Source organism: Bradyrhizobium japonicum USDA 6 (genome assembly GCF_000284375.1).
GTDB classification, from domain to species: Bacteria; Pseudomonadota; Alphaproteobacteria; order Rhizobiales; family Xanthobacteraceae; genus Bradyrhizobium; species Bradyrhizobium japonicum.
On the sequence record NC_017249.1, the window covers coordinates 6,489,351 to 6,512,825 of the forward strand.

Annotated in this window: 23 protein-coding genes; 8 read left to right on the forward strand and 15 right to left on the reverse strand. The window is 63.4% G+C overall.

The features are described from left to right. Complete coding sequence (locus tag BJ6T_RS30675; RefSeq protein WP_014496443.1) at positions 1–1,260, reverse strand: extracellular solute-binding protein; 1,260 nt, start codon at positions 1,258–1,260, stop codon at positions 1–3. Positions 1,261–1,424: 164 nt separating this feature from the next. Here BJ6T_RS30675 and BJ6T_RS30680 point away from each other — a divergent pair, with 164 nt between their 5' ends. Beyond that, positions 1,425–2,183, forward strand: a complete 759-nt coding sequence (locus tag BJ6T_RS30680) for an SDR family NAD(P)-dependent oxidoreductase (protein ID WP_014496444.1) — start codon at positions 1,425–1,427, stop codon at positions 2,181–2,183. A 316-nt stretch (positions 2,184–2,499) separates the two neighbouring features. Here the strand turns inward: BJ6T_RS30680 and BJ6T_RS49720 are convergent, their stop codons facing one another. After that, complete coding sequence (locus BJ6T_RS49720) at positions 2,500–2,667, reverse strand: hypothetical protein (RefSeq protein ID WP_174770117.1); 168 nt, start codon at positions 2,665–2,667, stop codon at positions 2,500–2,502. 69 nt (positions 2,668–2,736) lie between these two features. Then, positions 2,737–4,146, reverse strand: a complete 1,410-nt coding sequence (locus BJ6T_RS30685; protein WP_225894987.1) for a lipopolysaccharide biosynthesis protein — start codon at positions 4,144–4,146, stop codon at positions 2,737–2,739. Positions 4,147–4,477: 331 nt separating this feature from the next. On the opposite strand from BJ6T_RS30685, the gene BJ6T_RS30690 reads away from it, so the two are divergent. Further along, the gene (locus BJ6T_RS30690) at positions 4,478–5,092 is read left to right on the forward strand and encodes an FkbM family methyltransferase (RefSeq protein WP_014496446.1); all 615 of its coding nucleotides are present in this window, start codon (positions 4,478–4,480) and stop codon (positions 5,090–5,092) included. 450 nt (positions 5,093–5,542) lie between these two features. On the opposite strand, the gene BJ6T_RS30695 is transcribed toward BJ6T_RS30690, so the two are convergent. Continuing rightward, positions 5,543–6,508 carry an alpha/beta fold hydrolase gene (locus BJ6T_RS30695; RefSeq protein WP_014496447.1) on the reverse strand — a complete coding sequence of 322 codons (966 nt, stop codon included), beginning with the start codon at positions 6,506–6,508 and terminating at the stop codon, positions 5,543–5,545. Between the two features lie 296 nt (positions 6,509–6,804). Here BJ6T_RS30695 and BJ6T_RS30700 point away from each other — a divergent pair, with 296 nt between their 5' ends. Next, positions 6,805–7,812 (forward strand): alpha/beta fold hydrolase, encoded by a 1,008-nt coding sequence (locus tag BJ6T_RS30700; protein WP_014496448.1) that lies wholly within the window; start codon positions 6,805–6,807, stop codon positions 7,810–7,812. A gap of 162 nt (positions 7,813–7,974) precedes the next feature. Here the strand turns inward: BJ6T_RS30700 and BJ6T_RS30705 are convergent, their stop codons facing one another. From BJ6T_RS30705 to BJ6T_RS30755, 11 genes are all read right to left on the reverse strand, one after another. Next, on the reverse strand, positions 7,975–9,018 hold the full coding sequence (locus BJ6T_RS30705; protein WP_014496449.1) for a 5-methyltetrahydropteroyltriglutamate--homocysteine methyltransferase: 1,044 nt from the start codon (positions 9,016–9,018) through the stop codon (positions 7,975–7,977). Between the two features lie 35 nt (positions 9,019–9,053). Next, the gene (locus BJ6T_RS30710; protein WP_014496450.1) at positions 9,054–9,923 is read right to left on the reverse strand and encodes a fumarylacetoacetate hydrolase family protein; all 870 of its coding nucleotides are present in this window, start codon (positions 9,921–9,923) and stop codon (positions 9,054–9,056) included. Positions 9,924–9,926: 3 nt separating this feature from the next. Beyond that, positions 9,927–10,586 (reverse strand): polysaccharide deacetylase family protein, encoded by a 660-nt coding sequence (locus BJ6T_RS30715; protein ID WP_014496451.1) that lies wholly within the window; start codon positions 10,584–10,586, stop codon positions 9,927–9,929. A 9-nt stretch (positions 10,587–10,595) separates the two neighbouring features. Continuing rightward, positions 10,596–11,393 (reverse strand): ABC transporter permease, encoded by a 798-nt coding sequence (locus BJ6T_RS30720; RefSeq protein WP_014496452.1) that lies wholly within the window; start codon positions 11,391–11,393, stop codon positions 10,596–10,598. Between the two features lie 7 nt (positions 11,394–11,400). Continuing rightward, positions 11,401–12,207: an ABC transporter ATP-binding protein gene (locus BJ6T_RS30725; RefSeq protein WP_043900440.1), complete on the reverse strand. Its 807-nt coding sequence runs from the start codon at positions 12,205–12,207 to the stop codon at positions 11,401–11,403. Then, positions 12,186–12,941: an ABC transporter permease gene (locus BJ6T_RS30730; RefSeq protein ID WP_014496454.1), complete on the reverse strand. Its 756-nt coding sequence runs from the start codon at positions 12,939–12,941 to the stop codon at positions 12,186–12,188. Before BJ6T_RS30730 ends, BJ6T_RS30725 begins: the two co-directional genes overlap by 22 nt. A gap of 2 nt (positions 12,942–12,943) precedes the next feature. Further along, complete coding sequence (locus tag BJ6T_RS30735; protein WP_014496455.1) at positions 12,944–13,903, reverse strand: ABC transporter substrate-binding protein; 960 nt, start codon at positions 13,901–13,903, stop codon at positions 12,944–12,946. A 52-nt stretch (positions 13,904–13,955) separates the two neighbouring features. After that, positions 13,956–14,684, reverse strand: coding sequence for a GntR family transcriptional regulator (locus BJ6T_RS30740; RefSeq protein ID WP_014496456.1), 729 nt, complete (start codon positions 14,682–14,684; stop codon positions 13,956–13,958). A gap of 68 nt (positions 14,685–14,752) precedes the next feature. Further along, the gene (locus tag BJ6T_RS30745; protein ID WP_014496457.1) at positions 14,753–15,586 is read right to left on the reverse strand and encodes an N-acyl homoserine lactonase family protein; all 834 of its coding nucleotides are present in this window, start codon (positions 15,584–15,586) and stop codon (positions 14,753–14,755) included. Between the two features lie 21 nt (positions 15,587–15,607). Continuing rightward, a complete protein-coding gene (locus tag BJ6T_RS30750) occupies positions 15,608–15,994 on the reverse strand; it encodes a carboxymuconolactone decarboxylase family protein (protein WP_014496458.1) in 387 nt (128 codons plus the stop codon). Between the two features lie 28 nt (positions 15,995–16,022). Further along, positions 16,023–17,399 (reverse strand): MmgE/PrpD family protein, encoded by a 1,377-nt coding sequence (locus tag BJ6T_RS30755; RefSeq protein WP_014496459.1) that lies wholly within the window; start codon positions 17,397–17,399, stop codon positions 16,023–16,025. A gap of 226 nt (positions 17,400–17,625) precedes the next feature. On the opposite strand from BJ6T_RS30755, the gene BJ6T_RS30760 reads away from it, so the two are divergent. The 5 genes from BJ6T_RS30760 to BJ6T_RS30780 all read left to right on the forward strand — a co-directional run bounded on the left by BJ6T_RS30760 (position 17,626) and on the right by BJ6T_RS30780 (position 23,461). Beyond that, positions 17,626–18,519 (forward strand): NAD(P)-dependent oxidoreductase, encoded by an 894-nt coding sequence (locus tag BJ6T_RS30760; protein ID WP_014496460.1) that lies wholly within the window; start codon positions 17,626–17,628, stop codon positions 18,517–18,519. Positions 18,520–18,549: 30 nt separating this feature from the next. Then, a complete protein-coding gene (locus tag BJ6T_RS30765) occupies positions 18,550–19,944 on the forward strand; it encodes an MmgE/PrpD family protein (RefSeq protein WP_014496461.1) in 1,395 nt (464 codons plus the stop codon). A 112-nt stretch (positions 19,945–20,056) separates the two neighbouring features. Beyond that, entirely contained in the window at positions 20,057–20,992 is a 936-nt protein-coding gene (locus BJ6T_RS30770; protein WP_014496462.1) for a branched-chain amino acid ABC transporter permease, read from the forward strand. Between the two features lie 2 nt (positions 20,993–20,994). After that, positions 20,995–22,767 (forward strand): branched-chain amino acid ABC transporter ATP-binding protein/permease, encoded by a 1,773-nt coding sequence (locus BJ6T_RS30775; protein WP_014496463.1) that lies wholly within the window; start codon positions 20,995–20,997, stop codon positions 22,765–22,767. After that, on the forward strand, positions 22,754–23,461 hold the full coding sequence (locus tag BJ6T_RS30780) for an ABC transporter ATP-binding protein (protein WP_014496464.1): 708 nt from the start codon (positions 22,754–22,756) through the stop codon (positions 23,459–23,461). Before BJ6T_RS30775 ends, BJ6T_RS30780 begins: the two co-directional genes overlap by 14 nt. Positions 23,462–23,475 lie beyond the last annotated feature (14 nt).

Below are 23,475 nucleotides of genomic sequence, written 5' to 3' on the forward strand. Positions count from 1 at the left end.
TCAGTTACCCTGCTTCCACGCCGCCTCGATCGCCTTGGCCGCGTCTTGCGGGCTCATGCTGCCGCCGGCGATCTCCGCGGTGACGTCGTTGACGACGCGGCCAACCGAGGGGCCGAGGCTCTGGTCATAGAAGTTCTGGTGGTAGTTCGACTTCGCCAGATTGGCCGCGATCAGCTTCATGAAGGCGTTGTTGAGACCGGCATCCGCGCCCTGCACCACCGGGATGATGAAGTTGCCCGCAGCAAGCCGCGTCTGCACATCCCTGGAGACGAAGTATTTCAGGAAATCGACCGCCTCCTTCGGCGAGCCCTTGGTGATCAGCCAGCCGGTGATTCCGCCGAGCGTATCGGTTGGCGCCCCCTTGCCGCCGGCCACGACCGGGAAGTCGAACCAGCAGATATTGTCTTCGCTCAATCCGACCTTGTCGGCGGCAAGCGCGCGCTGCAAATGATAGACCGTGCTGATGGCGAGCGTCATCGCCGCCTTGCCATCGCCGAAATAGCCGACCGCCTGCGGATTCTTGAAGCCGAGGAAACCATTCTGGAACGGCTGGAGATCGACGAGTTGCTTGAACAGATCGCCGGATTTCCGGAAGGTCTCGCCGGCGAAGCCACCATTCTCGCCGCGCAATGCAGCGTCGAAGGCCGGTTTACCGCCGACGCGCACCGCAAGATGCGTCCAATAGAAGTGCAGCGGCCATTTGTCGGCGCCGCCGACCACGATCGGCGTCACGCCGGCGGCTTTCAACGTTTTCACCGCGGCAAGCAGGTCGTCCCAGCTCTTGATCCCTGCGGGATCGACCTTTGCCTTCGCCATCAGCTCCTTGTTGCAAAGGAAGCCAACCTGCGACAGCGCGGTCGGAAGCCCGTAAACGCGGCCGTTGGCTGTGAAGGCGGCGAGCGCTGCCGGCGTGAGGCTGTCGCTGTATCCCTTCACCTGATCGGTGATGTCGTCGAGGACACCAGCCTCGATCTGCGTCTTCAGGACGCCGCCGGCCCAGCTGTAGATGATGTTCGGCCGGTCCTTGGATTGCAGGATGGTCGGCAGCTTGGCCTTGTAGGCCTCGTTCTCGAGGAACTGCATCTCGACCTTGATGCCGGGATGCGACGCCTCATAGGCCCGCGCAACCTCCTCCCAGATCTTCACCTGGGCCGGATTGGCCTCGATGTGCAGCCACTTGACCGTCGTGTCGGCCGCGGCGGAGTTGGCCCAAAGCAGGCATGCGGCGGCGGCGAGTCCCAGCTTCCCGAGCAGTCTCATCACATTCCTCCCAACCGGCTCTTATTCTTTGGCTGCAATCCTGCCTTCGATTTTTGAGGTACGCAACTAAAATTCTGATCTATGCACCTCACGCGGGGAATGGCTAAGTTTGGCGGGGACATTGGGCGGAGCTCGCTTCGCCGTTAACAAGCCGAGAGGTACCTATGACCGCTGTTTATTCCGACCTCGCCGGCCAGGTCGTTCTCGTCACCGGTGGCGCAGCGGGAATTGGCGCTGCGATCGTGCGGCGCTTCGCGCAGCAGAAATCCAAAGTCGTGTTCTTCGACATCAAGACGGACGAGGGCCAACGCCTCGCACGCGAACTGTCGGATCAAGGTCTCAGCGCGCATTTCATGCGCGTCGACCTGACCGATATCGCCGCGTTACGTACCGGCGTCGCGGAGGCGCGCAACGCGCAGGGGCCGATCAGCATCCTCATCAACAACGCCGCGCATGACGAACGGCACAAGACCGAGGAGATGACGCCGGAGTATTGGGACGATCGCATCGCGGTGAACCTGAAGCACCAGTTCTTTGCGGCGCAAGCCGTGTTGCCGGACATGAAGGCGGCGAACGCCGGCGCCATCATCAACTTCGGCTCGGTGTCGTGGATCGCCGGACAAGGCGGCATGGCCGCCTACACCGCCAGCAAGTCAGGCGTGGTCGGTCTCACGCGCTCTCTTGCGCGCGATTACGGTCCCTACAATATCCGCGTGAACGCGATAGCGCCGGGCTGGATCATGACCGAGCGCCAGCTCGAGAAATGGATGACACCGGCGGGCGAGATCGAACTCCAGCAGCGACAGTGCCTGAAGCGCCGGCTGGTGCCGGACGAGGTCGCGAAATTCACCGTCTTCCTCGCCTCCGACGAGGCCTCCGCCTGTACCGCTCAGCACTACATCGTCGATGGCGGCTGGGTCTGAGATGGTTTGAAGGTGATGGGCGGGACCAGAGCTCGAACTAGGGCCCCGCTGACTAAGAGGCAGCCCCTCTATGGGTATTACAGATACTTAGCTGTAAAAGCTCTCTCAGAGAGGTCATAAAACATGCCCTAGAATTTGCGCCTACCGGGGCTTAGTGCGCAACGAGTCCGGCGCCTCAGTATCGCTTTGGCGACAACGGATCGGGCATTCGAATGGCGGAATCAAAAGTGATTTCAAAGCGCATTTGGAAAAACTGGTCGAAACAGGCGCTAAGAGCGCCAAATTCACTGTCTGAGAGCCGTACGGTCCGCTGATGTCAACATCCGATCTCAACAGGAGTGCTCACGATCGACGACGACGAAGGTTGCTGATCGTGTTGGCTTTGGGATTTGTCGCCTTTGGCGCCGCTGGGGCCGCCCTCTTCTACGCCTTGCAGCCCGAGACCCTCCAGATCGCCGTCGGACCCGCAGGCAGCGACGATCATATACTTCGACAATTCCAAAATTCTGCTATACTGGCGGCTCGCTGGAACCGCCAGCGCACCCAGCAGCCTTCATGCGACCTCTCCGGTTTCGGTGCGGATCAATCCGAGATGATGAACCGGCTTTGGCGCGGCCACACCGTTCCGATTCGAAGCGCCTCTCAGCAGAAGCAGAGAAACGGCCGTTCTCAGGAGATAGCCGATGGCTCCGCCAGCAGACATCGCGTAGATGATATGCAGCGGATCCCATTTGCCGGAAACGCCGAGCAGGATAGGCGCGAACACAAGGAGGGCTCGCACCGAGTCGATTATGAGCCCGAGACCTTGCCGACGCAGCAGGCTCGGCACCTCCTGTACCGGAGTTGACAGGGCCTGCGCGGCGCCCGTCAGCGCCAGCGCTGTCATCAGGTTTCCTGTCGAAATCCAATCGGGGCCCAGTAGCGGGCCGACAAAATAAGGCGCCGCGGCTCCGATCGCCAATGCCGGCAAAGTTATGAGAGCGCCGGCGAGCAAGACAAGAAATACTCCACTCTTGTAGGAATGTTCACTTTTGCAGCGCTCGTTTCCCTTGGTTGCCTCGCTGACAAATACATTGCTGAGCGGCAGCGCAACCAGGCTGATGGGACTCGAAAACAACCGCGCGGCGACGCCGAAGTGTCCTGCCATGGATGTACCGAACAGCGACCCTATGAGAATGGCCGGGAGGTTGATTATCCCGAAATTCAGGATTGTCCCAGGCAAGTCGAACAGGGGAAATTTGTATTCGCCCCTGGCGACGGCCATCAAGTCCTTCCATGGAACTCGCGTCACGCGACACACCTCGTTCCATGTGAACACGCGGATGCTGAGAAAACCGATCAGCACCAGCTGGCTCAGTATGTGTGCCAGCACCATTGAATCGCCGCCCCACTGAAGGAGACCAAAGCTCACCTGCGATAACGCCATGAAAACCGGAGCGACAAGTCTGCCAATGGCAAAATCGCGAAGTCGACCGCGGCTGAGGCTCCAGCAGTTCAAGGCATCGACGATGCCCGTTGTTGCCATGCCAATTGGCACAAGATAGACGAGCGCAAGCAGCCGCTCCGGCGCTGACGACGCCAACAGAACGCCTGCCCCGGCGGTGAGCATACTCGTCGAGGCGATTGTCACAATTACAAGCTTGAACGCGGCATATGCCTGCTCTCCTACCACATAGAGCGATACGTTAAGCCGGAGTGCAGCGGCTGCCGCCAGGATATTCACGATCCCGAGATAGATGGTGAAAACGCCAAAATCCGACGGTGAATAGAGCCTCGTCAGGAGCGGAATGCTTGCAACTACCGTGAGCTGGCCGATGATGGAGAGAAGGGAGACACCGGATGCGGCATAGACAAGTCGTCCCATCAACTGACGAGTCGGACGGCTTTTCATTTCGGCAGCGCTTTCATCGGTAGTGGGCATCGAAAGACTATCGCGGGCGCACTCCTCGCTGGCATCATTCATTCGCATGAGGCGTCGATATCGGGATACCCATAATCTTGGGGCGGTCGGGCAGTGTGCTTGCCCCGCACCGCATTGGATATTGGCGGCCGGAACCATGCGGTGCCCGCTTGTCCCGGTTACTTCGTGTATGCACTTACGACCCGTCTGACTGAGAAGGATTGGCGACGATGATCAACGTCCAACTTCGGGGATTGCTCAAGCGGACCGTCAGACTCTGCGGCTACGACATTCACCGCTTTGACCCGGTACGATACGAGCCATACGATCAATCGAGTGTTACCGAGGGCAAGATCGTTCGATGTGCCATTGACGGGAGCGAGGTGTTTTTTTCGTGGTCGATGAGCAAGACACAATACAGCAAGAGCACCTGCATCAACGGTTCTATGAACCGGAAGAACTCGAAATCATCAAAGGCGCGTTTCGTGGCGGGGTCTTCCTGGACGTTGGAGCCAATGTGGGGAACCATTCACTGTTTGCGGCAATGTACCTTGGCGCATCCAAGGTGATCTCCGTCGAGCCAAACCCTATTGCCCACGGCATTCTTCGCGCAAACATCGCTCTCAACGGCCAACACGACAAAGTCACCCTTCTCCCCATTGGCTTGTCGGACGAGCGCTGCCTTGCGTCCATAAATATTCCACTCCACAATCTCGGTGGCGGAATGCTCGCTCCAGGCGCCGCCGATGCACGCATTCAGGTTTACACCGGAGACGAATTGCTGAGCGGATCAACTGTCGATTTCATCAAGATCGATACAGAGGGGATGGAACTGAACGTTATCAGGGGATTGGCAAATACGATCAGACGCGACCGTCCAAGTTTGTTTGTCGAAGTTGAAGACAAAAACGTCGATGCGTTTCTGCAACTGATGAAGACATTTGAATACACGATCAAAGGTCGGTATCGCCGCTACAACACCAACGAGAATTTCCTCGCTGTTGCCTGAGCAGGGCTTGCCGAACAGGTCTTGACTGACAGGTGTTGCTAAACAGGTGTTGGGGCATGCCGCCCGAGGTGGCGGAGATCCTCCACAAGGCCGTCGACAAGGCGGGGAGCAACCGAAGCTGGCGCCGGAAGCTGCTCTCAGCATCGACAACCTCCGCATGGAGGAGGCTGGCCGACGCGAACGTACAATACGGACCTTGATCGCGAGCCGGCGCGGTCCCTTGACTTTCCCCGCCTGGTAAGCGCCGCACGTTGCGCTTATCCGTGACCGATCCGGTAGCCTGAAAAGCTCGACGCGTGATGACCTGGCGCCACCTCTTCCGCCGCCCAATGCGAGCAACGAAGTAGCCGGTTGCCTTCCTGGCTTTACGATTGTCGATCCCGCCGAGCTTGACTTCGAATTCGTCGTCGACGCCGCGCGTGACGCAAGATCTTCTTGAGGAAGTAAGAGTCAGCGGGTGGCTCCGTCCAGGGGTTTGCACAAGCCGAGGCCGCGAAGCCGATTGGAAAAGATGCCAATGGCCCCTTCACCATATCGCCCCGATAGCGACCGTTCAGCCGTGTTGCTGCGCGGCGTCCGGACGTGCGGGGTGACGGCCTCGCGTATCATTCCGGCGACCAGCTTCGGCGCGGTGATCGGCGATGCATGATCGACTTTCTCGGAGCGAACCTGCGCACCCATCCGTCGTGCCAGGAATAGCTGTGTCGCCGGATTGATCATTCGATCCTCCTCGGCGACCAGGTACCACGACGGCTTTGCCTTCCATGCCGCTTTCGGAGCCTTTTCCTGGATTGCCGCGACGGCAATGGGACGCTGGATCGCAGCAAGGAGCGCAGCCTGCTCGGGTCGGGCATGCTGGCACCAGGCCGCGCCAAACCGGTCGTTCGGCATCCAGAGGAAACCATGACTGTCGGGGGTGAGTTTCGGCGCCTCCGGCGAAGGCTTGTCGCGATAGAATATCTGCGCGACTGTTTCGCCTTCGTCGGGGGAGAGAGCCGAAATGAAGACCAGCGACCGCACTCTGTCCTGCGTGATCGCACCTATCACGGCGCCGGCATAGGCATGCGCGACGAGGACAACCGGCCCGTCCGTCCGCTCCAAGGCGCGTTCAAGCGCCGCAACATCATCTGAAAGCGATGTGAGCGGAATCGGCGCCGCCATCGTCTTCAGTCCCTCGGACTGCAGCAGCGTAATGACGTGCGCCCAGCTTGAACCGTCGGCCCAGGCGCCGTGGACGAGAACCACGGTGGCGTCCATCCCCGCCGCTTGCGATCTTCCATTGACGTCGCGGACGACCTTCTTGCTCGCTCGGGTATTTGCAACCGCCGGCGCGATCACGCCGAATTGTGCTGCCGCAACCGTCGTTGCCGCAGCACCAACGAAACGCCGGCGGTCGTGGTTGATTTCGTCGGACATGGATCCTCCATTGCTCTGGCGGCTTGCGTCGACGCACCACCGCGCACCCTGACCTTCCGCTATTCGGCGACGCGACCACATTGGTTACAGGCGGAGGATCATTCCAGCGATCACTTCCCGACTGCCCCGCCTCTGCCCCGTCGCGCCAGCCGGATGACCGAAATCATCAGCACGAACGGTTCAGTGACGCTAATCCTGCGAAACCACGCTTCCACGCAGGTGCTAACATGTCTCACCGCGTCGTCATTGAGGGGCGTTTGCCAGGAGCGTCGCGCGAACCTCGAAGGACCTCAGGGATGACAGAAAAGACAAAGATCGAGCGCCGCACCTTCGTCCAGGTGATGACCGCTGCATCTAGCGCCGCTCTATCACTGGCGCTTCTGCCGCGGCGCGCGGCCGGCCAATCCCCAAACAACTCCGCCTCGAACGCTTCCGATCTCTTCGAGACAAAGGAGATCAAGACCGATGACAACACCATTTTCATCAGGCGCTACGGGAGCGGATCCCCACTGCTCATGGTCCATGGATTTCCTCGAACCAGCCTGATGTGGCGTCATGTGGCGCCGCATCTCGCCGGCAATCGCACGGTCATCTGCGTCGATCTTCGTGGATATGGCCGCAGCGGCGTTCCCCCATCCACGGAGGATCACTATCCCTATACGAAGCGGGCGATGGCGAATGAGCTTGTCGCCGTGATGGATAAGCTCGGCTTTTCCAAATTCGATCTGGTTGGTCACGATCGTGGCGGTCGCGTTTCCTACCGCCTTGCGCTCGATCACCCGGAGAAGGTGCAACGTCTCGCGGTGTTTGACGTGCTGCCGATCTCGGAAGCCTGGGGCCACGCCGACGCAAAGTTCGCCATGACGTACTGGCCATGGAGCCTCCTCTCGCAGAAGGCACCGCTTCCCGAAAAATACCTGATCGGTGCGCCGGACGCGGTATTCGACAATCCCTTCGGCCAGGGCTCATTCGGCCCCGAAGTGAAAGCGGAATACACCGAAACCTACCGCGATCCGGCTCGGGTGCATGCGATCTGCGAAGAGTACCGCGCGGCCGCAACCCTGGATATCGAGCATGACAAGGCGGACCAGAAGGAAGGCAGGCGCATCAAGTGCCCTATGCTGCACCTGTGGGCTTCCGGCGGCCCGCTCGATACATTCTACGAGCAGAATGGCGGCGCATTGGGAATTTGGAAGAAGTGGGCCGACAACGTACAAGGTCGGGCCGTCAAGGGCGGTCACTTCTTTCCCGAGGAAAACCCCGCCGACACAACGGAGCTTCTAACCAAATTCCTGTCGGCTTGAACGGCGGCTTCACCTCTGCGGCGATGTCGCCCTCGCCAATGAGGACGAATGTTCAACACGGTGAAACTGGTCCTTGAGCCGACGCCCGCGCAGATTTCGACCGGGCTGGCCACAGCCAGGCGATGGCCGGCGAACGAACCATCCTCGCCGGCCCAGCTTTGTTCAGCCGATCTCCCGCCGGACCATGGCCGCCGCATCGCACATCGCCTTCAGCTTTCCGAACGCGGTTGCGCGCGGCATGTACTTCATGCCGCAATCGGGCGCCGGGACCAGGCGGTCCGGCGAGACGTATTTCAGGCCGTTGCGGATACGGGCAGCCACGGTGTCGACGCTCTCGATCGCGGGGTCCGCGAGGTCGAGCACGCCAAGCATGATCTTCTTCGACGACAGGTCCTTGAGCACGCCGAGGTCGAGCTTCGGCTGCGCGGCCTCGATCGAGATCTGGTCGGCAATGGTGTCGTCGAGCTCGGCGAGGAAGGAATAGCCGGCCGGCTTGTTCGAACCCGGCACGACCGCGGCATAGCCGAAACAGAGATGCACGACGGTCGGCACCGTGATGCCCTGCAATGCGCGGTTGATCGCCTTGACGGCGTAGCGCTTGGCGAGATCCGGATTGTTGCGCACCCAGGGCTCGTCGAGCTGGATCACGTCCGCGCCGGCCTTTTGCAGATCGAGCGCCTCGGCATTGACGGCCTCGGCCAGGGCCATCGCGAGTTCCTCCTCGTCCTTGTAGAACTCGTTCTTGGCCTGCTGGCTCATGGTGAACGGGCCCGGTAACGTGATCTTGGCGGCGCGATCGGTATTCTTGCGGAGGAACTGCATGTCGTGCAGCTCGACGGGTCCCTTCCGCTTCACGGGACCCACGACGCGCGGCACCGGGGTCTGGGTGTTGCCGGTGCGCGCCACGATGATCGCGGGATTGTCCCCGTCGATGCCGTCGAGTGCGGTGGCGAAGCGGTTGGAGTAGCTCTCGCGTCGGATTTCGCCATCGGTCACGATGTCGATGCCGGCGCGCTCCATATCGCGGATCGCGACGATGGTCGCGTCGTCCTGCGCCTCCTCCAGATGCTCCGCCGGCAACCGCCACATGTCGTGCAGACGGGTACGCGGCACCACCTTCGACAGCATCGCGCGATTCACCAGCCATTCCGGCTGCGGATAGCTGCCGACCACCGTGGTCGGCAGGAGATGCTTTGGCATGGGCATGGGATTCTCCTTCTTATTGTTATCGAGCGCGGCTCTCACGCCGCGCGCGTCGTCGTGGCCGATCCCTCGTCCTTGACGGGATTGCGCAGGATGCCGATGCCGGAGATCTCGATCTCCACGACGTCGCCGCCCTTCATCCACAGCGGCGGCGTGCGATAGGCGCCGACGCCGCCGGTCGTGCCTGTGACGATGACATCGCCGGGCGCAAGCTCGGTGAACGTCGAGCAGTAAGCAATCAAGGCCTGCACGTCGAAAACGAGATCGGAGATCGGGGCCTTCTGCACCTCGACACCGTTAAGCCGGGTGATCAGCGTCTGCCTGGTCACGTCGGTCAATTCGTCGGCCGTCACCATCCAGGGCCCGAAGCCGCCGGTGCCGGCAAAGTTCTTGCCTGGCGCGAATTGCGAGGTGTGGCGCTGCCAGTCGCGGATGCTGCCGTCGTTGTAGCAGGCATAGCCGGCGACATGGCTCAGCGCAGCCTCGCGCGAGATGCGGCGGCCGGCCTTGCCGATGATGACGGCCATCTCGCCCTCATAGTCGAAACGTTCGGATTCCAGCGGCCGGATCATTGGCTGACCATGACCGACCTGGCTGTTGGCGAAGCGGGTGAAGATCATCGGATGCGCCGGCGTCGGGTGGCCGCTCTCGGCCAGATGCGTGGCGTAGTTGACGCCGATGCAGAAGATCTTGTCGGGATCGGGCACCGTTGGCAGCAGCGCGACATCCTGCAGCGCGTAGTCGGGCTTCTCACCGGCGAGTTTCTTGAGCTCGTCGAGCGATCCCTTCGCAAGCAGCGCCTTCAGCGTCGGATATGCCTTCAGGCGCTTGCCGGCATCTATGACGCCCTTGTCGGTGACGATGCCATAGCTCGCGGTGCCGGCGATCGTGAAGCTTGTAACTTTCATCAGTCAAACACTCTCTTCGATGGAGGAAACATAGTCGTTGATCGGAAGCGCAATCTCGCCGTTGCGGATCGGAACGCATTGCGGCGGGAAGTCCTGGCGGAACCGGGCGCCGGCCGCCTCGGCGGCGTCAAGGAACCGTTCGAGATGGTCCATCGCGCCGGTCGGGAGATCGTGCAGCACCATCAGCGTCCAGGGCTGCCGGTTGCACTGCTCGAGCGCTCGCTCGGTCCAGCCGTCGGGGTCGTCCCAGTCGCGCGGTATCGCATTCCAGAGCACGCAGCTGTGCTTGTTGCGGGCGAGATAGTCCACGACGGAGGGTTTCAACAGCCGCGCATCCAGATTACCGCCGCCACCGAATGGCCGGAACCAGCGCTGCGGATGCGCGAGATCGGAGATCGCAGACTGCGTGCGGCCGATTTCGTTCTCTGCCGTCTCGCGATCCGCCTGCTCGCCGAGCGGAATGGTGTGCGTGAACGTGTGATTTCCGATCCAGTGCCCCTCCCCGTGCGCACGCACCGCAAGGCCGCGCTGCGCGGGATCAACGAGCTTCTCGCCGATGACGAAGAAGGTTGTCTTGATGCCGCGCTCGGCGAGAATGTCGAGCACACGCGGCGTCACATCCGGATCGGGGCCGTTGTCGAATGTCAGGGTCAGGTCGTACACGCCAGTACCTCAGGTCGCCGGCTGCATCGCGCTCGACGCGATGTCGTCGTTGGCCTGACCGGCCCGTGTGCCGGTCTGCCAGATGGCCGCCTTGCGCTCGATCCAGCGGATCGCGGCGTTGAAAGCAATGGCGAGGAACAGCACGAGCAGCACGCCCGCGAACACGTGCGGACTGTCGAGAATTGTGCGGTAGCGCGAGATCAGATAGCCGATGCCGGCCGACGAGATCAGCATCTCCGAGACGACGACGCCGACGATTACCAGCGCGCCGCCGACACGCAGGCCCGACAGCACCGTCGGAATTGCCGCTGGGATGATGACACGGATCAACCGCTGGCTCAGCGTCGCGCCCATGCTGCGCGCGGCGAGCAGGAGCTGCGGGTCGATGGTCTGGATGCCGGCGGCGGTGGCGAGCATTGTCGGCAGGAAGCCATAGATCGAGGCAAACGCGATCTTGGACTCCGAGCCGATGCCGAGCCACACCGTGAAGACGGGATAAAGGATCACGAGCGGCACCGCATACAGGCTCGACACCATCGGCATGATCAAGACGCGCGGACGCGGCAGGCTGCCGACGATGGCACCGAGCAGGATGCCGCCGCCGCAAGCGAATGCCATGGAGACCACGACCTCGTAGAGCGTCACCGCGAGCGCATGACCGTATTCGGCAGCATCGGTCCATCCGGCGATCAGCGTCGACGACAACGACGGCAGGAACAGCTCGGGAATGAGCCCGGTGCGCGGCAGCAGTTCCCACAGCGCAATCAGGCCGGTCACGATCAGATACCGCAACGTTTTGGCGCTCATCTCCGCCTCACGCCGATTTGCGGATGTGCCGCCAGATGCGGTCGCGCAGCGCGCCAAAGGCGTCACCGCTCAGCATCTCGTAGGTGCGGGGTCGCGGCAGCTGGACCTGGAGATGGTCGACGATGCGGCCGGGCCGCGCCGACATCACGATCACCTCGTCGGCGAGATAGACGGCTTCGGTGAGGCTGTGCGTGACGAAGACGACCGTCTTGCCGGTCGCAGCCCAGATCCGCAGCAGCTCGTCGCCCATGGTCATGCGCGTCTGCTCGTCGAGGGCTGCAAACGGCTCGTCCATCAGCAGCACCGGCGGATCCTGCACCAGCCCGCGCGCAATCGAGACACGCTGCTTCATGCCGCCCGAGAGCTCATGCGGATGGCGCCTGCCGAAGCCGTCTAGGCCGACCAGCTTGAGGGCGTCCTGCGCCTTGGCGCGGCGCTCGGCCTTGGGCACGCCCCGCAGCGCCAGCGGAAACTCGACATTGTCCTCCGCCGTGAGCCAGGGAAACAGGCTCGCCTCCTGGAACACCACGCCGACTCGGTCGGGGTCGGGCTGGAGGATCGGCGCGCCGCTAATGGTGATCGTGCCGGAGGTCTGCTGGCGCAGACCCGCCATCATCATCAGAAGGGTCGACTTGCCGCAGCCGCTCGGGCCGACCAGCACGACGAAGCGGCCGGGCTTGACCTCGAGCGAGACGTTCTCCAGCGCGACGACGTCCTGCGATCTCGTCTTGAAGACCTGACCGACGTTCTTCACCTCGATCGCGCCAGCCCGCGCAGCGGGCTTCAACGGGGTCACGTTCGCCAATGGCTGCATCGCGTTTCCACCCATCTGACAAGTTCGTTGAAGGTCATGGCGATCGCGGCGACCATCACGACGCCGGCGAGGAGCTGCTTCATCTGGAAGTTCTCGCCCCAGGTCGCGATCTGGTGACCGATGCCATCACGCGAGGCGTACATCTCGGCCAAAATCACGCCGGTGAGGTTGAAGATCATGGAGATCCGCAACGCCTCCAGCAGCACCGGCAGCATGCTCGGCAGATAGACCCGGAACGCCGTCTGCCATGGCGTTGCGCCATAGGAGCGCGCCACCGTCAAATGCTCGACCTTGACCGATTCCACCGCCGTGGTGGTCGACATGATCACGATGAAGATCGTGGAAAAGAAGCCGAAGCCGACCTTCTGCGCAAAGCCGACGCCGAACACCAGGATGAACATCGGCAGGAAGATCGACTTCGGGATGCTGAAGGCGAAGAACAAAAGCGGCTTGGCCACCTCCGCGAAGTAGCGGTTCTCCGCGACCAGGAAGCCGATCACCGCACCGAAGGGCACGGCCAGCGCGAACGCGGCCAGCACCTCGGTCGCGGTCACCATCAGATCCTTCTGCACCGCCGCGCGCTGCAGCAGATCGCCGAGCGTTGCAAACGTATCGGACGCCGACGGCAGCAGGCGCGGATTGACAATGCCGGTGCGCGACAGCACCTCCCACAGCGCCAGGACCGCGATGATGATCGCGACCCGCGCAAGGTTGATGACGAACGTGCTTTGCATCGTTACGGCTTGGTCGGGACGGGCTTGAACTTGGCCGAGATCACGTCCTCGGCCGGCACGATGTCCTTGAGGCCGCCGAGCTTGGCGAGGTCGAGCGAGAGCTGCACGGCCGCATTGACGTTGGCCGCGCCCATGTCGCCGCTGGTCTCGAGCTTCATGATGGTGTTGTCGTACTCCAGGCCCGCGATCTCCGGCGGCATTTCATAGAGCTCGGCGATCAGCTTGACGGTGACGTCGCGGTTGGCGCGCATGAATGCGACCGCACCGTAGAGGGCGTTCACTGCCTTCTGCACCATCTGGGGCTTGGCCTCGGCGAATTTGTCGAGCACGATCCAGCCTGCGGTGAGGTTCGGCGGAACCGCGGTCGCGTAATCGAGGATGGTCTTGGCCTCGCCGGACTTCGAGATCTGGAAGCTCAGCGGCGAATAGACCACGGCCGCCTCGACATTGCCGGCCAGCAGGTTCGGCACCAGGCCACCGCCGCCGACGGGAACGCGCGTAAAATCGATCTTCTTGTCCTGGATGGTCCACAGCGCGAGCAGGTCGGAGCCGGAGCCGGCCGCGGTGATCGCCACCTTCTTGCCGTTGAGGTCCTTGACGTCGAGCGTCGACTTGGTCGGGACCATCAATTGCCAGCCGAAATTGCCCATCGCGGCATTGGCGACGATCCGTGACATCACACCCTTCTTGCGTCCGGCGGAGACCAGCGACGGCGGATCGAGAATGATGTCGGCCGCACCCGCCGCCATGCCTTCGAACGTCTCCGCGCCGCTGCGGTAGATCGTGAGCTCGGCCTGGATGCCTTCCTTCTCGAACAGTTTCTGCCGCACCGCCGTCTCGGCGATCGTCGTCGGCCAATAGGTTTTCGTCGGCAGGCCGACGCGGATGGTGTCGGCGGCGCTCGCAGGGCCCGCCAGAATTGCGGCGGCGATCAGCGACATCAGCGCGTGATTGATCTTCATTATTGGTTTCCTCCCCGTCTCTGTTTTTGGTGTGCCGGATTTTTCCGGATCGTCAGGTGGTACGGCTCACCTCCGCAATGCGAGAGGCGGCGAGCTCGACGAATTCTTTGGTGATGCCGAAGTGCTTTGACAACGCGCGAACTGCCGCATCAGCATCGCGCCTGATCACGGCGGCGACGATCGCCTTGTGTTCGGCTTCGACGTTGCGCAGCTTGCCACCGACCTCTCGGCGGATCGAGAGGCGGCGATATCGCTCGCTCTGCTCATGCAGCACGTCGCGGAAGCCGAGCAGCCATGGCGAGCCGCACGCGTTGACCAGCGCGCGATGGAAGATGCGGTGACGGACCACCCACTCCTCGTAGTGCACGGTCGGATCGTCGGGATAGCGATGGGGAACGGCCTTCAAATCCGCCCAGGCGGATTTCACCGATTCGAGCCAGGCCTCATCGCCCCGCTCGATCGAGCGACGGAGCGCAAGCCCCTCGATGTCGATCCGGGTCTGCGTCACGTCGGCGAGATCGGCGAGCGACACCGGGCTCACGCGAAAGCCGCGCTGGTCCGACGCCTGCACGAGCCCGTCCGCGACAAGTCGCGACAGCGCCTCGCGCACGGCGGCGAGGCTCACGGAAAACTGTTTGGCGAGCCCCGCGATATGCAGCTTCTGGCCCGGAGCCAGCCGCGTCGCCAGGATGTCGGCGCGCAGACGTTCGTGCAGCGCCGACGTCAGGCTGCGCGGACCATCCCCGGGGCTTCCGGACAACTGGAACTGAAGCGGACCCATGGTCGGATGATTGCAAGGCGGCGGCCGCGGGTCAACAGAAAATCGAAAATCGATTTTTCTAGCTTAGGTTACGCTACGCCCCGCCCAACCTCCTGGGAATGCGCGGCCCTGGACGGCGCCACGTCGAGACGAACCGCGACGCGCTCCAAATCCGGGCTTGGCGCCGGGTAGAGCTTCATGACGAGCGGATCGTGGCCGGGAACGATGTGGTCCGCGTCCGGCGCTGCGGCTCGCAGCTTGTCAAAGCCCACCAGCATGTCACCGACGTGAAATGCCGTCGTGAACGGACGCTCGCTCGTCATGTTCTCGTAGAAATGACTGACGTCCGAGGCGAGCACGACCGGGCCGCGGCGCGTGTTGACGCGGACGAACTGAAGACCGGCTGAATGCCCGCCCGCCGCGTGGACCGTCAGTCCGGGCGCGATCTCGGCGTCGCCGTCGTAGAACAGCACCCGGCGCGCATAGTTCAGCCGCACGATCCCGCAGACGTCCTCGACCTCGAAGGAATGCGACAGCCTCGGATACTGCATATAGCGCCCGGTGGCGTAGGCGAGCTCGCGCTCCTGAAGATGAAACCGCGCATTCGGAAACCGGTCGAAATTGCCGGCGTGATCGTAGTGCAGATGCGTGAGGATCACATCCTTGACGTCGGCCACGTCGATATCGAACGCGGCAAGCGTCTCCACCGGGCAGCGCAGGAATGTTCGCCTGCGCTGCTTTGCGATTTCGGCGTTGAACCCGGTGTCGATAACGAAGGTGCGGCCGCCTCCCCTCGCCAGCCACATGAAATAATCCATCGGCATCGGCCCGTCATGCGGGTCGCCGCCGATGAAGTGCTCGCTCCGCTGCGCATCCCGCGTTGCATAGCGGATGGCAAAGAGCTCATATTCCGGATCGGCCATGGGTCATCCAATCAAGCGGGCTCAGGAGCCCTTATCGACCTCGTTGAAGGCCTCGCGCGCGTTGCGGAAGGCGTCGATGCCCGCGGGCACGCCGCAATAGACCGCGACCTGGAGCAGGATCTCCTTGATCTCCTCCTTGGTCAGCCCGTTCTTCAGGGCGCCCTTGACGTGCAGCTTCAGTTCGTGGGGGCGGTTCAGCGCGCCCAGCATCGCCAGATTGACGATCGAGCGCGTGCGGCGGTCGACGCCGGGCCGCGTCCACAGCGCGCCCCAGCAGAATTCGGTCGACCACTCCGCCATCGTGCGCGTGAACTCGTCGGCACCGGCGATCGACTTGTTGACGTAGTCCTCGCCGAGCACCTCTTTGCGAACTTTGAGGCCCTTTTCGAACAGTTCGGTCTTGCTCATGATCGTCCCTTTCCGGTCTTGAGAGATTCTAGTTGGAAGTTATTTGGCGCGACGCCGATGGCGGCCGCAGCGATTGCAGCAGCGCCGCGACCTCGTCCGCCGTGTCGAGCCGCCAGACTGCATCGATGACGCGGTCCGCGTCCCAGTCGCTTCGACCGGTCCTCACGCCTTCGCGCAGCTTTTCCTCGAGGTCGCGACCTCCAAGCGGGGCAGCCCGGCTGCCGCGCGGCGAAGTCACGGTCTCTGTGAGAATTTCACCAGACGACAGGCGCAAGGCGATGCGCGCAGCGCCATCGGGCATCTGAGCATCAAGCTCCGCCCTCACCTTCTGCCGCAGCCGCGCGATATCGGGCCGAACCACGGTCTCCTGCGCGAACTCGGCAACGCCGGCCGTGCCGAGCAGCAGTCCGCAAGCCGCACAATGATGGATGCTGACGCGCGCATCGCGCTCGTTGTTGACCGGGCGATCACCGCGCGCGAGCAGCAGTGCCGAGCCCTGCACTGTCACCAAATCGATCTGGTCAACGCGTCGGCCAATTCGTTCGCGCAACAGCAGGCAGGCGTCGATGACCGAATGGAACACGATGCCGGCGGGATAGGGCTTGTAGGTGTTCTTCGCGATCTCCCAGGTCTTGCCGAGGCCATCGAGCATGCGGGCGAGATCCGGCTCGTCTCCCATGGTGCGCGCCCAGCCGAGCGGACCTTCGATGGCGCGGGGCGCAGCCTCATAGCCCTGCTGCGCGAGCAGCGCGGCGAACAACCCGTTGCGTGCGGCATTGCCCACGCTGACATTCTTGGCGGCGCTTGGCAGATTCTCGACATTGCCGGCCGACTGGCTCGCCGCAAGTCCGATCGCGTTCGCAATCCCTTCCGCTGGCAATCCCAACAGCTTCGCGCACGCCGCCGCAGCGCCAAAAATCCCGCAGGTCGAGGTGATGTGCCAGCCACGGGCGTAATGGCGCGGCGAGACCGCATTGCCGATGCGGCATTCAACATCCACGCCGAGGACGAACGCCGTCAGCACCGCGCGCCCCGTCAGCTTGCGCGTCTCAGCCAGCGCCAATATCGGCGCGGCGACCGGCGCGGCCGGATGGATGATCGTTTCAGGGTGCGTGTCGTCGAAGTCGAGCAGATTCGCCGAGACGGCATTGAGAAACGACGCGCACAGCGCGTCCATGGACTGCGAATGGCCGATGATTGTCGATGTCGCGGCGCCGCTGAACGGCGCCAGCGTTCGCATCGCGGCCGTGACCACCGGATCGCGTGCGGAGCCGAGCGCGGTCGCAAAGAAATTGAGGATCGATCGCTTCGCCTCGGCGCTCTGCGCCTCCACGTCTGCCCACGACGAGGACGCGACGAAATCGGCGAGCGTCTTGCTCACACTCGGAATTGAAGCTTGCGGCACGCGGGGCGTCTTCCTCGTTTTCCCGGACCTTATGACGATCCGCGGCAAACTGTCGACCCCAAATGTTATGCTTGACAGCTTGTCTGACAATCATAACAATCCGGCCCGTTGGCGCGGGATCCCGCAGCCACGACGACGGCGGCCGAGAAGGCCGGCCGGCGAATGCGTTTGACCAACGAGATCAAGAAGGCGCGCCCGTCACGGGTCGCGCGACAGGGAGTAGACGATGGCGGGAGAGATTCTCGGCGTAATCGGCACGGGCCGCATGGGCGGCCCCATGGCGGGGCGATTGATCGACGCGGGCTACTCGCTCGTCATATATGACACGCAGACCGAAGCGACCCAGCCGCTGGTCAAGCGCGGCGCCCAGCTCGGCAAATCGCCGGCCGATGTCGCCTCCCGCGCAGACATCGTGCTCGCGAGCCTGCCGACGCCCGACATCGTCAAGGCCGTCACACTCGGGCAAGACGGCATCAGCAGCGGCAGCCGCGCCAAGATCGTCATTGATCTCTCGACCTCCGGTCCCGGCGCGGCAAAGATCGTTGCGGAAGGCCTGAAGGCCAAAGGCATGACGCTGGTCGATGCACCCGTGAGCGGCGGCATCAAGGGCGCCGTCAACGGCACGCTGGCCGTGATGGTGTCCTGCCCGCAGGCGACCTACGAGACCGTGCAGCCGATCCTGAAGAATTTCGGCAAGCTGTTCTACACCGGCGACAAGCCCGGCGTGGCACAGACGGCCAAGCTCGCCAACAATCTGATGGCGGCCGCGGCGCTGGTAATCACGTCGGAGGCCGTCGCGATGGGCGTCAAGGGCGGCGTCAATGCCAAGGTGCTGATCGACATCATCAACGCCAGCAGCGGCCGCAACAGCGCCTCCGAAGACAAATTCCCCCGCGCGGTGCTGCCCGGCACCTTCGATTTCGGCTTCGCCACCGGCCTCTCCTACAAGGACGTCCGTCTCTGCGTCGACGAGGCCGAGGCCATGGGCGTGCCGATGGTCTGCGGCGCGGTGGTGCGGCAGATGCTCGCGATCACCAACGCCAAGTATGGCGCGTCGTCCGACTTCACCTCGATCGCCAAGGTGCTCGAGGAGTGGGCCGGGGTCGAGATGCGCGGCTGATCACGCAAGCCTTCGGGGAGAGCGATTGCGATGACGATCGGCCCGACCGGATCAGGCAAGGTCTCGCTCGCGCGCCAGATGGCGCGGAGCGGGCTTGCGCTTGATCTCGGAGATTTCGGGCCTGAAGTCGTCGCGAAGGCAAAACTCTGTCTGCTCGACTTCTTGTCCTGCGCCTTCGAGGCCGGCCATCATCCCTGGAGCCGTCAGGCGGTTGAGATCGCGCAGGCCGGCGGCAGCGCAACGATCATCGGCACCTCGCAGCTCTCCTCACCCGCCGATGCCGCCTTCGCCAACGCCGTGATGGGACACGGCCTCGTCCGCGAGGACATGCATGCGGCCAGCATCGCGCACCACGGCGTCGTGATCTGGCCGACGCTGCTCGCGCTGTCGGAGCAGACGCCGCTGCACGGAGCCAGACTGCTCTCGGCCGCCATCATCGGCTATGAGACCGGCGCGCGGATCGGCCGCGCGCTCCTGACCTCCGACCTCGCACGCCTCTATCGCCCGACTGGGCTGGTCACACCTCCGGGGGCGGCGCTGGCGGGAAGCTTCGCGCTCGGCCTGTCCGAGGACCAGGCAACCAGCGCCGTCGCGATCGCGGCCAATACGTCCAGCGGGCTGAACGAGTGGCCGCATGCCGGCGGCTCCGACATGTATTTTCATCCGGGTTTTGCGGCCAGCAACGCGATCAAGGCGGTCGGTCTTGCCGCGGCCGGCGCGTTCGGCTCGGAAGCCATATTGGAGGGCGAAGCCGGCCTGTTCGCCGCCTATCGACGCCAGGCCGCGCCCGACAGCATCACGCTCTTCCCCGATGGGGAGAGCGAGATCATGGCCGTCTACAACAAGCCGGTCCCGGCCTGCAATTTCGCGCAGACAGCGGCCCAAGCGGCGCTTCGTGTCTCGCACGAGCTCGTCGGCACTGAGGAGATCGACCGCGTCGTCATTCACGCACCCGATGCCGCCGTTCGCTATCCCGGCTGCGACTCCATGGGCCCCTATCGCAACGCGCTTCAGGCCAAGATGAGCATTCCGTTCAGCGTCGCTGCGACGCTGACGCGGGGCGAGATCGAGGAAGAGAACTATTCCGAACTCGATGATGCCGACATCATCCGCCTGGTCGCGGTCACCGATCTCAGGGCAGATCCCGGCTTCACCGCTGCCTTCCCCGGCAAGCAGGGCGCGGAGGTGACCGTGCATCTCCGCAGCGGCCGGACCATCCGGCACGCTTTGCCCGACGTCATCGCCGCAACGCCTTCAGATATTCGTGCGCGCTTCCGCGCCGCCGCGACCGGAGTCCTTGGCGAGGACCGCGCGCAGCGGCTCGAGCAACTCATCGACGGCTGCGAGCAGCTCGGCAATGCCGGCGACATCGCCGCGCAGTGTCGTTTGGATGCGCCGGAACGAGTTTTACGATCGGCATCATAAGAAATGCCAAACAATACGGGGGAAACATGGTCGACCGGGAGACCAGGCTAGAAGCGCCGACGGCGCACAATCGCCAGCCAGCCGGCGCTTGCGCCGCGCGGAGGCGGGGCTGATGGAAGGCTTCTTTCAAGCGCTCGCTGCGGGCCTTTTGATCGGCGCCGTCTACGGCCTGATGTGCGTCGGGCTCGGCCTGATCTTCGGCGTCATGCGCGTCATCAACTTCGCCCATGGCGATTTCATGATGCTCGGCATGTATACCGCCTTCTATCTCTTCACCGCGGCCGGCGTGCAGGCGGTGTTCGGCAATGCGGTCGGGCCGTTCGTCGCCATCCTGCTGGCCGGGCCCGTGCTCGCCGTGTTCGGCTATTTCGTCCATCGGACACTGATCTCGCACGTCTCGGGTACCCGCACCGCCTCGCTGGAAGGCGAAGGCCATTACGCCCAGCTGATCCTCACGCTCGGCATCGCCCTGATCCTGCAGAACGGCGGCCTCATCGTGTTCGGCTCGGTGCTGGCCTCGATCCGCACGCCGCTGTCGAGCTCGGCCTGGGAGCTCGGCCCCTTCTTCGACATGAGCATCTTCCTCAACAAGGCCCGCAGCATCGATGCGATCGTCTCGCTGGCGATCATGATCCTGCTTTCGCTGTTGATCACGCGGACCCGGATCGGCAAATCGCTCCGCGCCGCCGCCGACAATCCGACCGCCGCGACCTATATGGGCATCGACGTCGACCGCGCGCATCGCACCGCCTTCGCGCTCGGTTGCGGCATCACCGCGATTGCCGGCGGCCTGCTCGCGACCAACTATCCGTTCCATCCCTTCGTCGGCCTCGAATACGTCATCGTCATGTATGCCGGCGTCGTGCTCGGCGGCATGGGCAGCATCATCGGCGCCTTCTGGGGCGGCATGACGATCGGGCTCGTGCAGCAGATGTCCACGCTGATCCTGCCGACGCAATTGCAGAACGCCGCGATCTTCGCCGTGTTCCTCCTCATCATCTTCTTCCGTCCGCAGGGTTTCTTCGGGCGCATGGTCGAGAGGACGTGACCATGCTGCGGATGCGTTCACTGCTGCCTCCCCTGCTCTTCACGCTCGCTTACGCCGGGATCTCGCTCGGCGTCACCAACTCGTATTACCAGCTTATCTTGACGCTGGTGCCGGTGTGGGCGGTGTTCGGCCTGTCCTGGAACCTGCTCAGCGGCTACACCGGGCTGATCTCGTTCGGCCACGCCGCCTTCTTCGGGATCGGCGCCTATGCGACCGCGCTCGGGCAGATTTATTTCGACATCTCCCCCTGGCTGCTGATCCCGGTCGCCGCCATGCTCGGCGGCATCGCTGGTCTATTGATCGGATTTCCGACCTTCCGCCTCCAGGGCCACTATTTTGCGCTCGCGATGCTCGCCTACCCGCTCGCCATTCTCTACGTGTTCGAGTGGCTCGGCTTCCAGGAGGTGACGCTTCCGATCAAGCGCGACGCGCCGATCGCCTATATGCAGTTCTCCGATCCCCACATCTACACGCTGCTGGGGCTCGCCATCATGCTTGCCACCATCGTGCTCACGCAGGTGATCGAGCGATCCCGCTTCGGCATGGCGCTGCTCGCGATCAAGCAGAACGAGGCTGCAGCAGAAGCCGCCGGCATCAACACGCTGGCCTGGAAGCTGCGCGCGATCACGCTGAGCGGCGCGATCGCCGCCGCCATCGGCGGGTTCTATGTGCAGGTGCTGCTGGTCGTGACCCCGCAATCGGTGTTCGGCATGCTGGTGTCAGCGCAGGCATTGACGGTCGCGATGTTCGGCGGCGTCGGTACGGTCTGGGGGCCGGTCATCGGCTCCGTGATCCTGATCCCACTCGCCGAGATCCTGCACGCCGAGGCCGGTGCGCGCATCCCCGGCATTCAGGGCGTCATCTTCGGCCTGGCCATCGTTTGTGTCATCCTGCTCGCGCCGGAAGGCCTGTTCTGGAAACTGCGCGATCTCCTGCGCAAGCGAAATGCATCCAAGGCAACGGCTAGCGACACTCCGGAAGCGGCCGCCGCCAACGTCACGGCACTGAAGCCCGCCGCGCGGCAGCGTTCGGCCACCGGCGAAGTGGTGCTCGAGGTTCGCGACCTCTCGCGTTCCTTTGGCGGACTCAAAGCCGTTCAGGACGTCAGCTTCAAGCTGCACAAGAACGAGATTCTCGGCATTATCGGTCCCAACGGGGCCGGCAAGACCACGCTGTTCAACCTCCTCAACGGCTTTCTGAAGCCGAGCGAGGGCGAGGTGCTGATCGACGGCCGCAACATGTCCGGCCAACGGCCGCACACGATCTGCGAGGCCGGCGTCGGACGCACCTTCCAGGTGATGCGGCCATTCCTGCGCATGTCGATCCTCGACAATGTCGTGGTCGGCGCCTATGTGCGCGCCCGCTCCGACGCGGAGGCACGCAAGCTTGCCGCCGACGCGGTCGCCCGCGTCGGGCTCTCCGCCGTGGCCAACCGTGTCGCCGGCGAACTCTCGACCAAGGAGCTGCGGCTGATGGAGCTCGCCCGCGCGATCGCCGGCCAGCCCCGCATCCTGCTGCTTGACGAGACGCTTGCGGGCCTCGGCCACGGCGAGGCGGACGAGGTCGTCGCCGTGATCCAGCAGCTCGCACGCGACGGCATGACCATCGCTATCATCGAGCACACCATGCAGGCGATGGTCCGCCTGGTCGACAGATTCCTCGTGCTCGACCACGGCGCCGTCATCACCGAGGGCCTGCCGGAAGTGGTGACACGCGATAACCGGGTAATCGAGGCCTATCTCGGCAAGAAGTGGGTGGGCCATGCTGCGAATTGAGGGATTGAGCGCGGGCTATTCGGCAAAGCCCGTCCTGAACGACGTGTCGATCAATGTCGGTGCGGGCCAGTTCGTTGCGATCGTCGGGCCTAACGGTGCCGGCAAGACCACCCTGTTCAAGACGATCTCCGGCATCGTGAAGCCGAGCGGCGGGGCAATTACGTTCGACGGCGTCGACCTTCTTGCCGTGCCGCCGCCGCAGCGCGCCCATCTCGGCATCGCCCATGTCCCCGAGGGCCGCCAGGTCTTCCCGTCGCTGACGGTGATGGAGAACCTCGAAATGGGCGCGATGACCGAAAGCGGCCGGCGCGACTGGCAGGCCAACATCGAGCGCATCTTCGAATGGCTGCCGGTGCTGAAGGAACGCCGCAACCAGTTCGCCGGCACGATGTCCGGCGGCCAGCAGCAGATGCTCGCGATCGGCCGCGGCCTCGCCTCATCGCCGAAGCTGCTGATGCTGGACGAGCCCTCGATGGGGCTCGCGCCGTCGACCGCGGACTTCATCTTCGAACGGCTGATCGATATCCGGCGTCAGTCCGGCCTGACCATGCTGCTGGTCGAGCAGCGCGTGGCGGAGGCACTGGAGTCCGCCGACCACGGCTACGTCCTCGAAGCCGGACACGTCGTGCTCGAGGGCAACAACGACACGCTGCGCGCCGATGATCGCGTGCGCAAAGCCTATCTCGGCATGTGACGAACAAAAAACAA

Bases quoted from the DNA above. Each gene is read 5' to 3' on its own strand.
- BJ6T_RS30745 (WP_014496457.1), bottom strand. From the start codon at position 15,586: ATGGCCGATCCGGAATATGAGCTCTTTGCCATCCGCTATGCAACGCGG.
- BJ6T_RS30740 (WP_014496456.1), bottom strand. From the start codon at position 14,684: ATGGGTCCGCTTCAGTTCCAGTTGTCCGGAAGCCCCGGGGATGGTCCG.
- BJ6T_RS30710 (WP_014496450.1), bottom strand. From the start codon at position 9,923: ATGAAAGTTACAAGCTTCACGATCGCCGGCACCGCGAGCTATGGCATC.
- BJ6T_RS30680 (WP_014496444.1), top strand. From the start codon at position 1,425: ATGACCGCTGTTTATTCCGACCTCGCCGGCCAGGTCGTTCTCGTCACC.
- BJ6T_RS30675 (WP_014496443.1), bottom strand. From the start codon at position 1,260: ATGAGACTGCTCGGGAAGCTGGGACTCGCCGCCGCCGCATGCCTGCTT.
- BJ6T_RS30720 (WP_014496452.1), bottom strand. From the start codon at position 11,393: ATGAGCGCCAAAACGTTGCGGTATCTGATCGTGACCGGCCTGATTGCG.
- BJ6T_RS30685 (WP_225894987.1), bottom strand. From the start codon at position 4,146: ATGAATGATGCCAGCGAGGAGTGCGCCCGCGATAGTCTTTCGATGCCC.
- BJ6T_RS30725 (WP_043900440.1), bottom strand. From the start codon at position 12,207: ATGCAGCCATTGGCGAACGTGACCCCGTTGAAGCCCGCTGCGCGGGCT.
- BJ6T_RS30700 (WP_014496448.1), top strand. From the start codon at position 6,805: ATGACAGAAAAGACAAAGATCGAGCGCCGCACCTTCGTCCAGGTGATG.
- BJ6T_RS30780 (WP_014496464.1), top strand. From the start codon at position 22,754: ATGCTGCGAATTGAGGGATTGAGCGCGGGCTATTCGGCAAAGCCCGTC.
- BJ6T_RS49720 (WP_174770117.1), bottom strand. From the start codon at position 2,667: ATGATCGTCGCTGCCTGCGGGTCCGACGGCGATCTGGAGGGTCTCGGG.
- BJ6T_RS30775 (WP_014496463.1), top strand. From the start codon at position 20,995: ATGCTGCGGATGCGTTCACTGCTGCCTCCCCTGCTCTTCACGCTCGCT.
- BJ6T_RS30705 (WP_014496449.1), bottom strand. From the start codon at position 9,018: ATGCCCATGCCAAAGCATCTCCTGCCGACCACGGTGGTCGGCAGCTAT.
- BJ6T_RS30765 (WP_014496461.1), top strand. From the start codon at position 18,550: ATGACGATCGGCCCGACCGGATCAGGCAAGGTCTCGCTCGCGCGCCAG.
- BJ6T_RS30760 (WP_014496460.1), top strand. From the start codon at position 17,626: ATGGCGGGAGAGATTCTCGGCGTAATCGGCACGGGCCGCATGGGCGGC.
- BJ6T_RS30750 (WP_014496458.1), bottom strand. From the start codon at position 15,994: ATGAGCAAGACCGAACTGTTCGAAAAGGGCCTCAAAGTTCGCAAAGAG.
- BJ6T_RS30695 (WP_014496447.1), bottom strand. From the start codon at position 6,508: ATGTCCGACGAAATCAACCACGACCGCCGGCGTTTCGTTGGTGCTGCG.
- BJ6T_RS30770 (WP_014496462.1), top strand. From the start codon at position 20,057: ATGGAAGGCTTCTTTCAAGCGCTCGCTGCGGGCCTTTTGATCGGCGCC.
- BJ6T_RS30735 (WP_014496455.1), bottom strand. From the start codon at position 13,903: ATGAAGATCAATCACGCGCTGATGTCGCTGATCGCCGCCGCAATTCTG.
- BJ6T_RS30730 (WP_014496454.1), bottom strand. From the start codon at position 12,941: ATGCAAAGCACGTTCGTCATCAACCTTGCGCGGGTCGCGATCATCATC.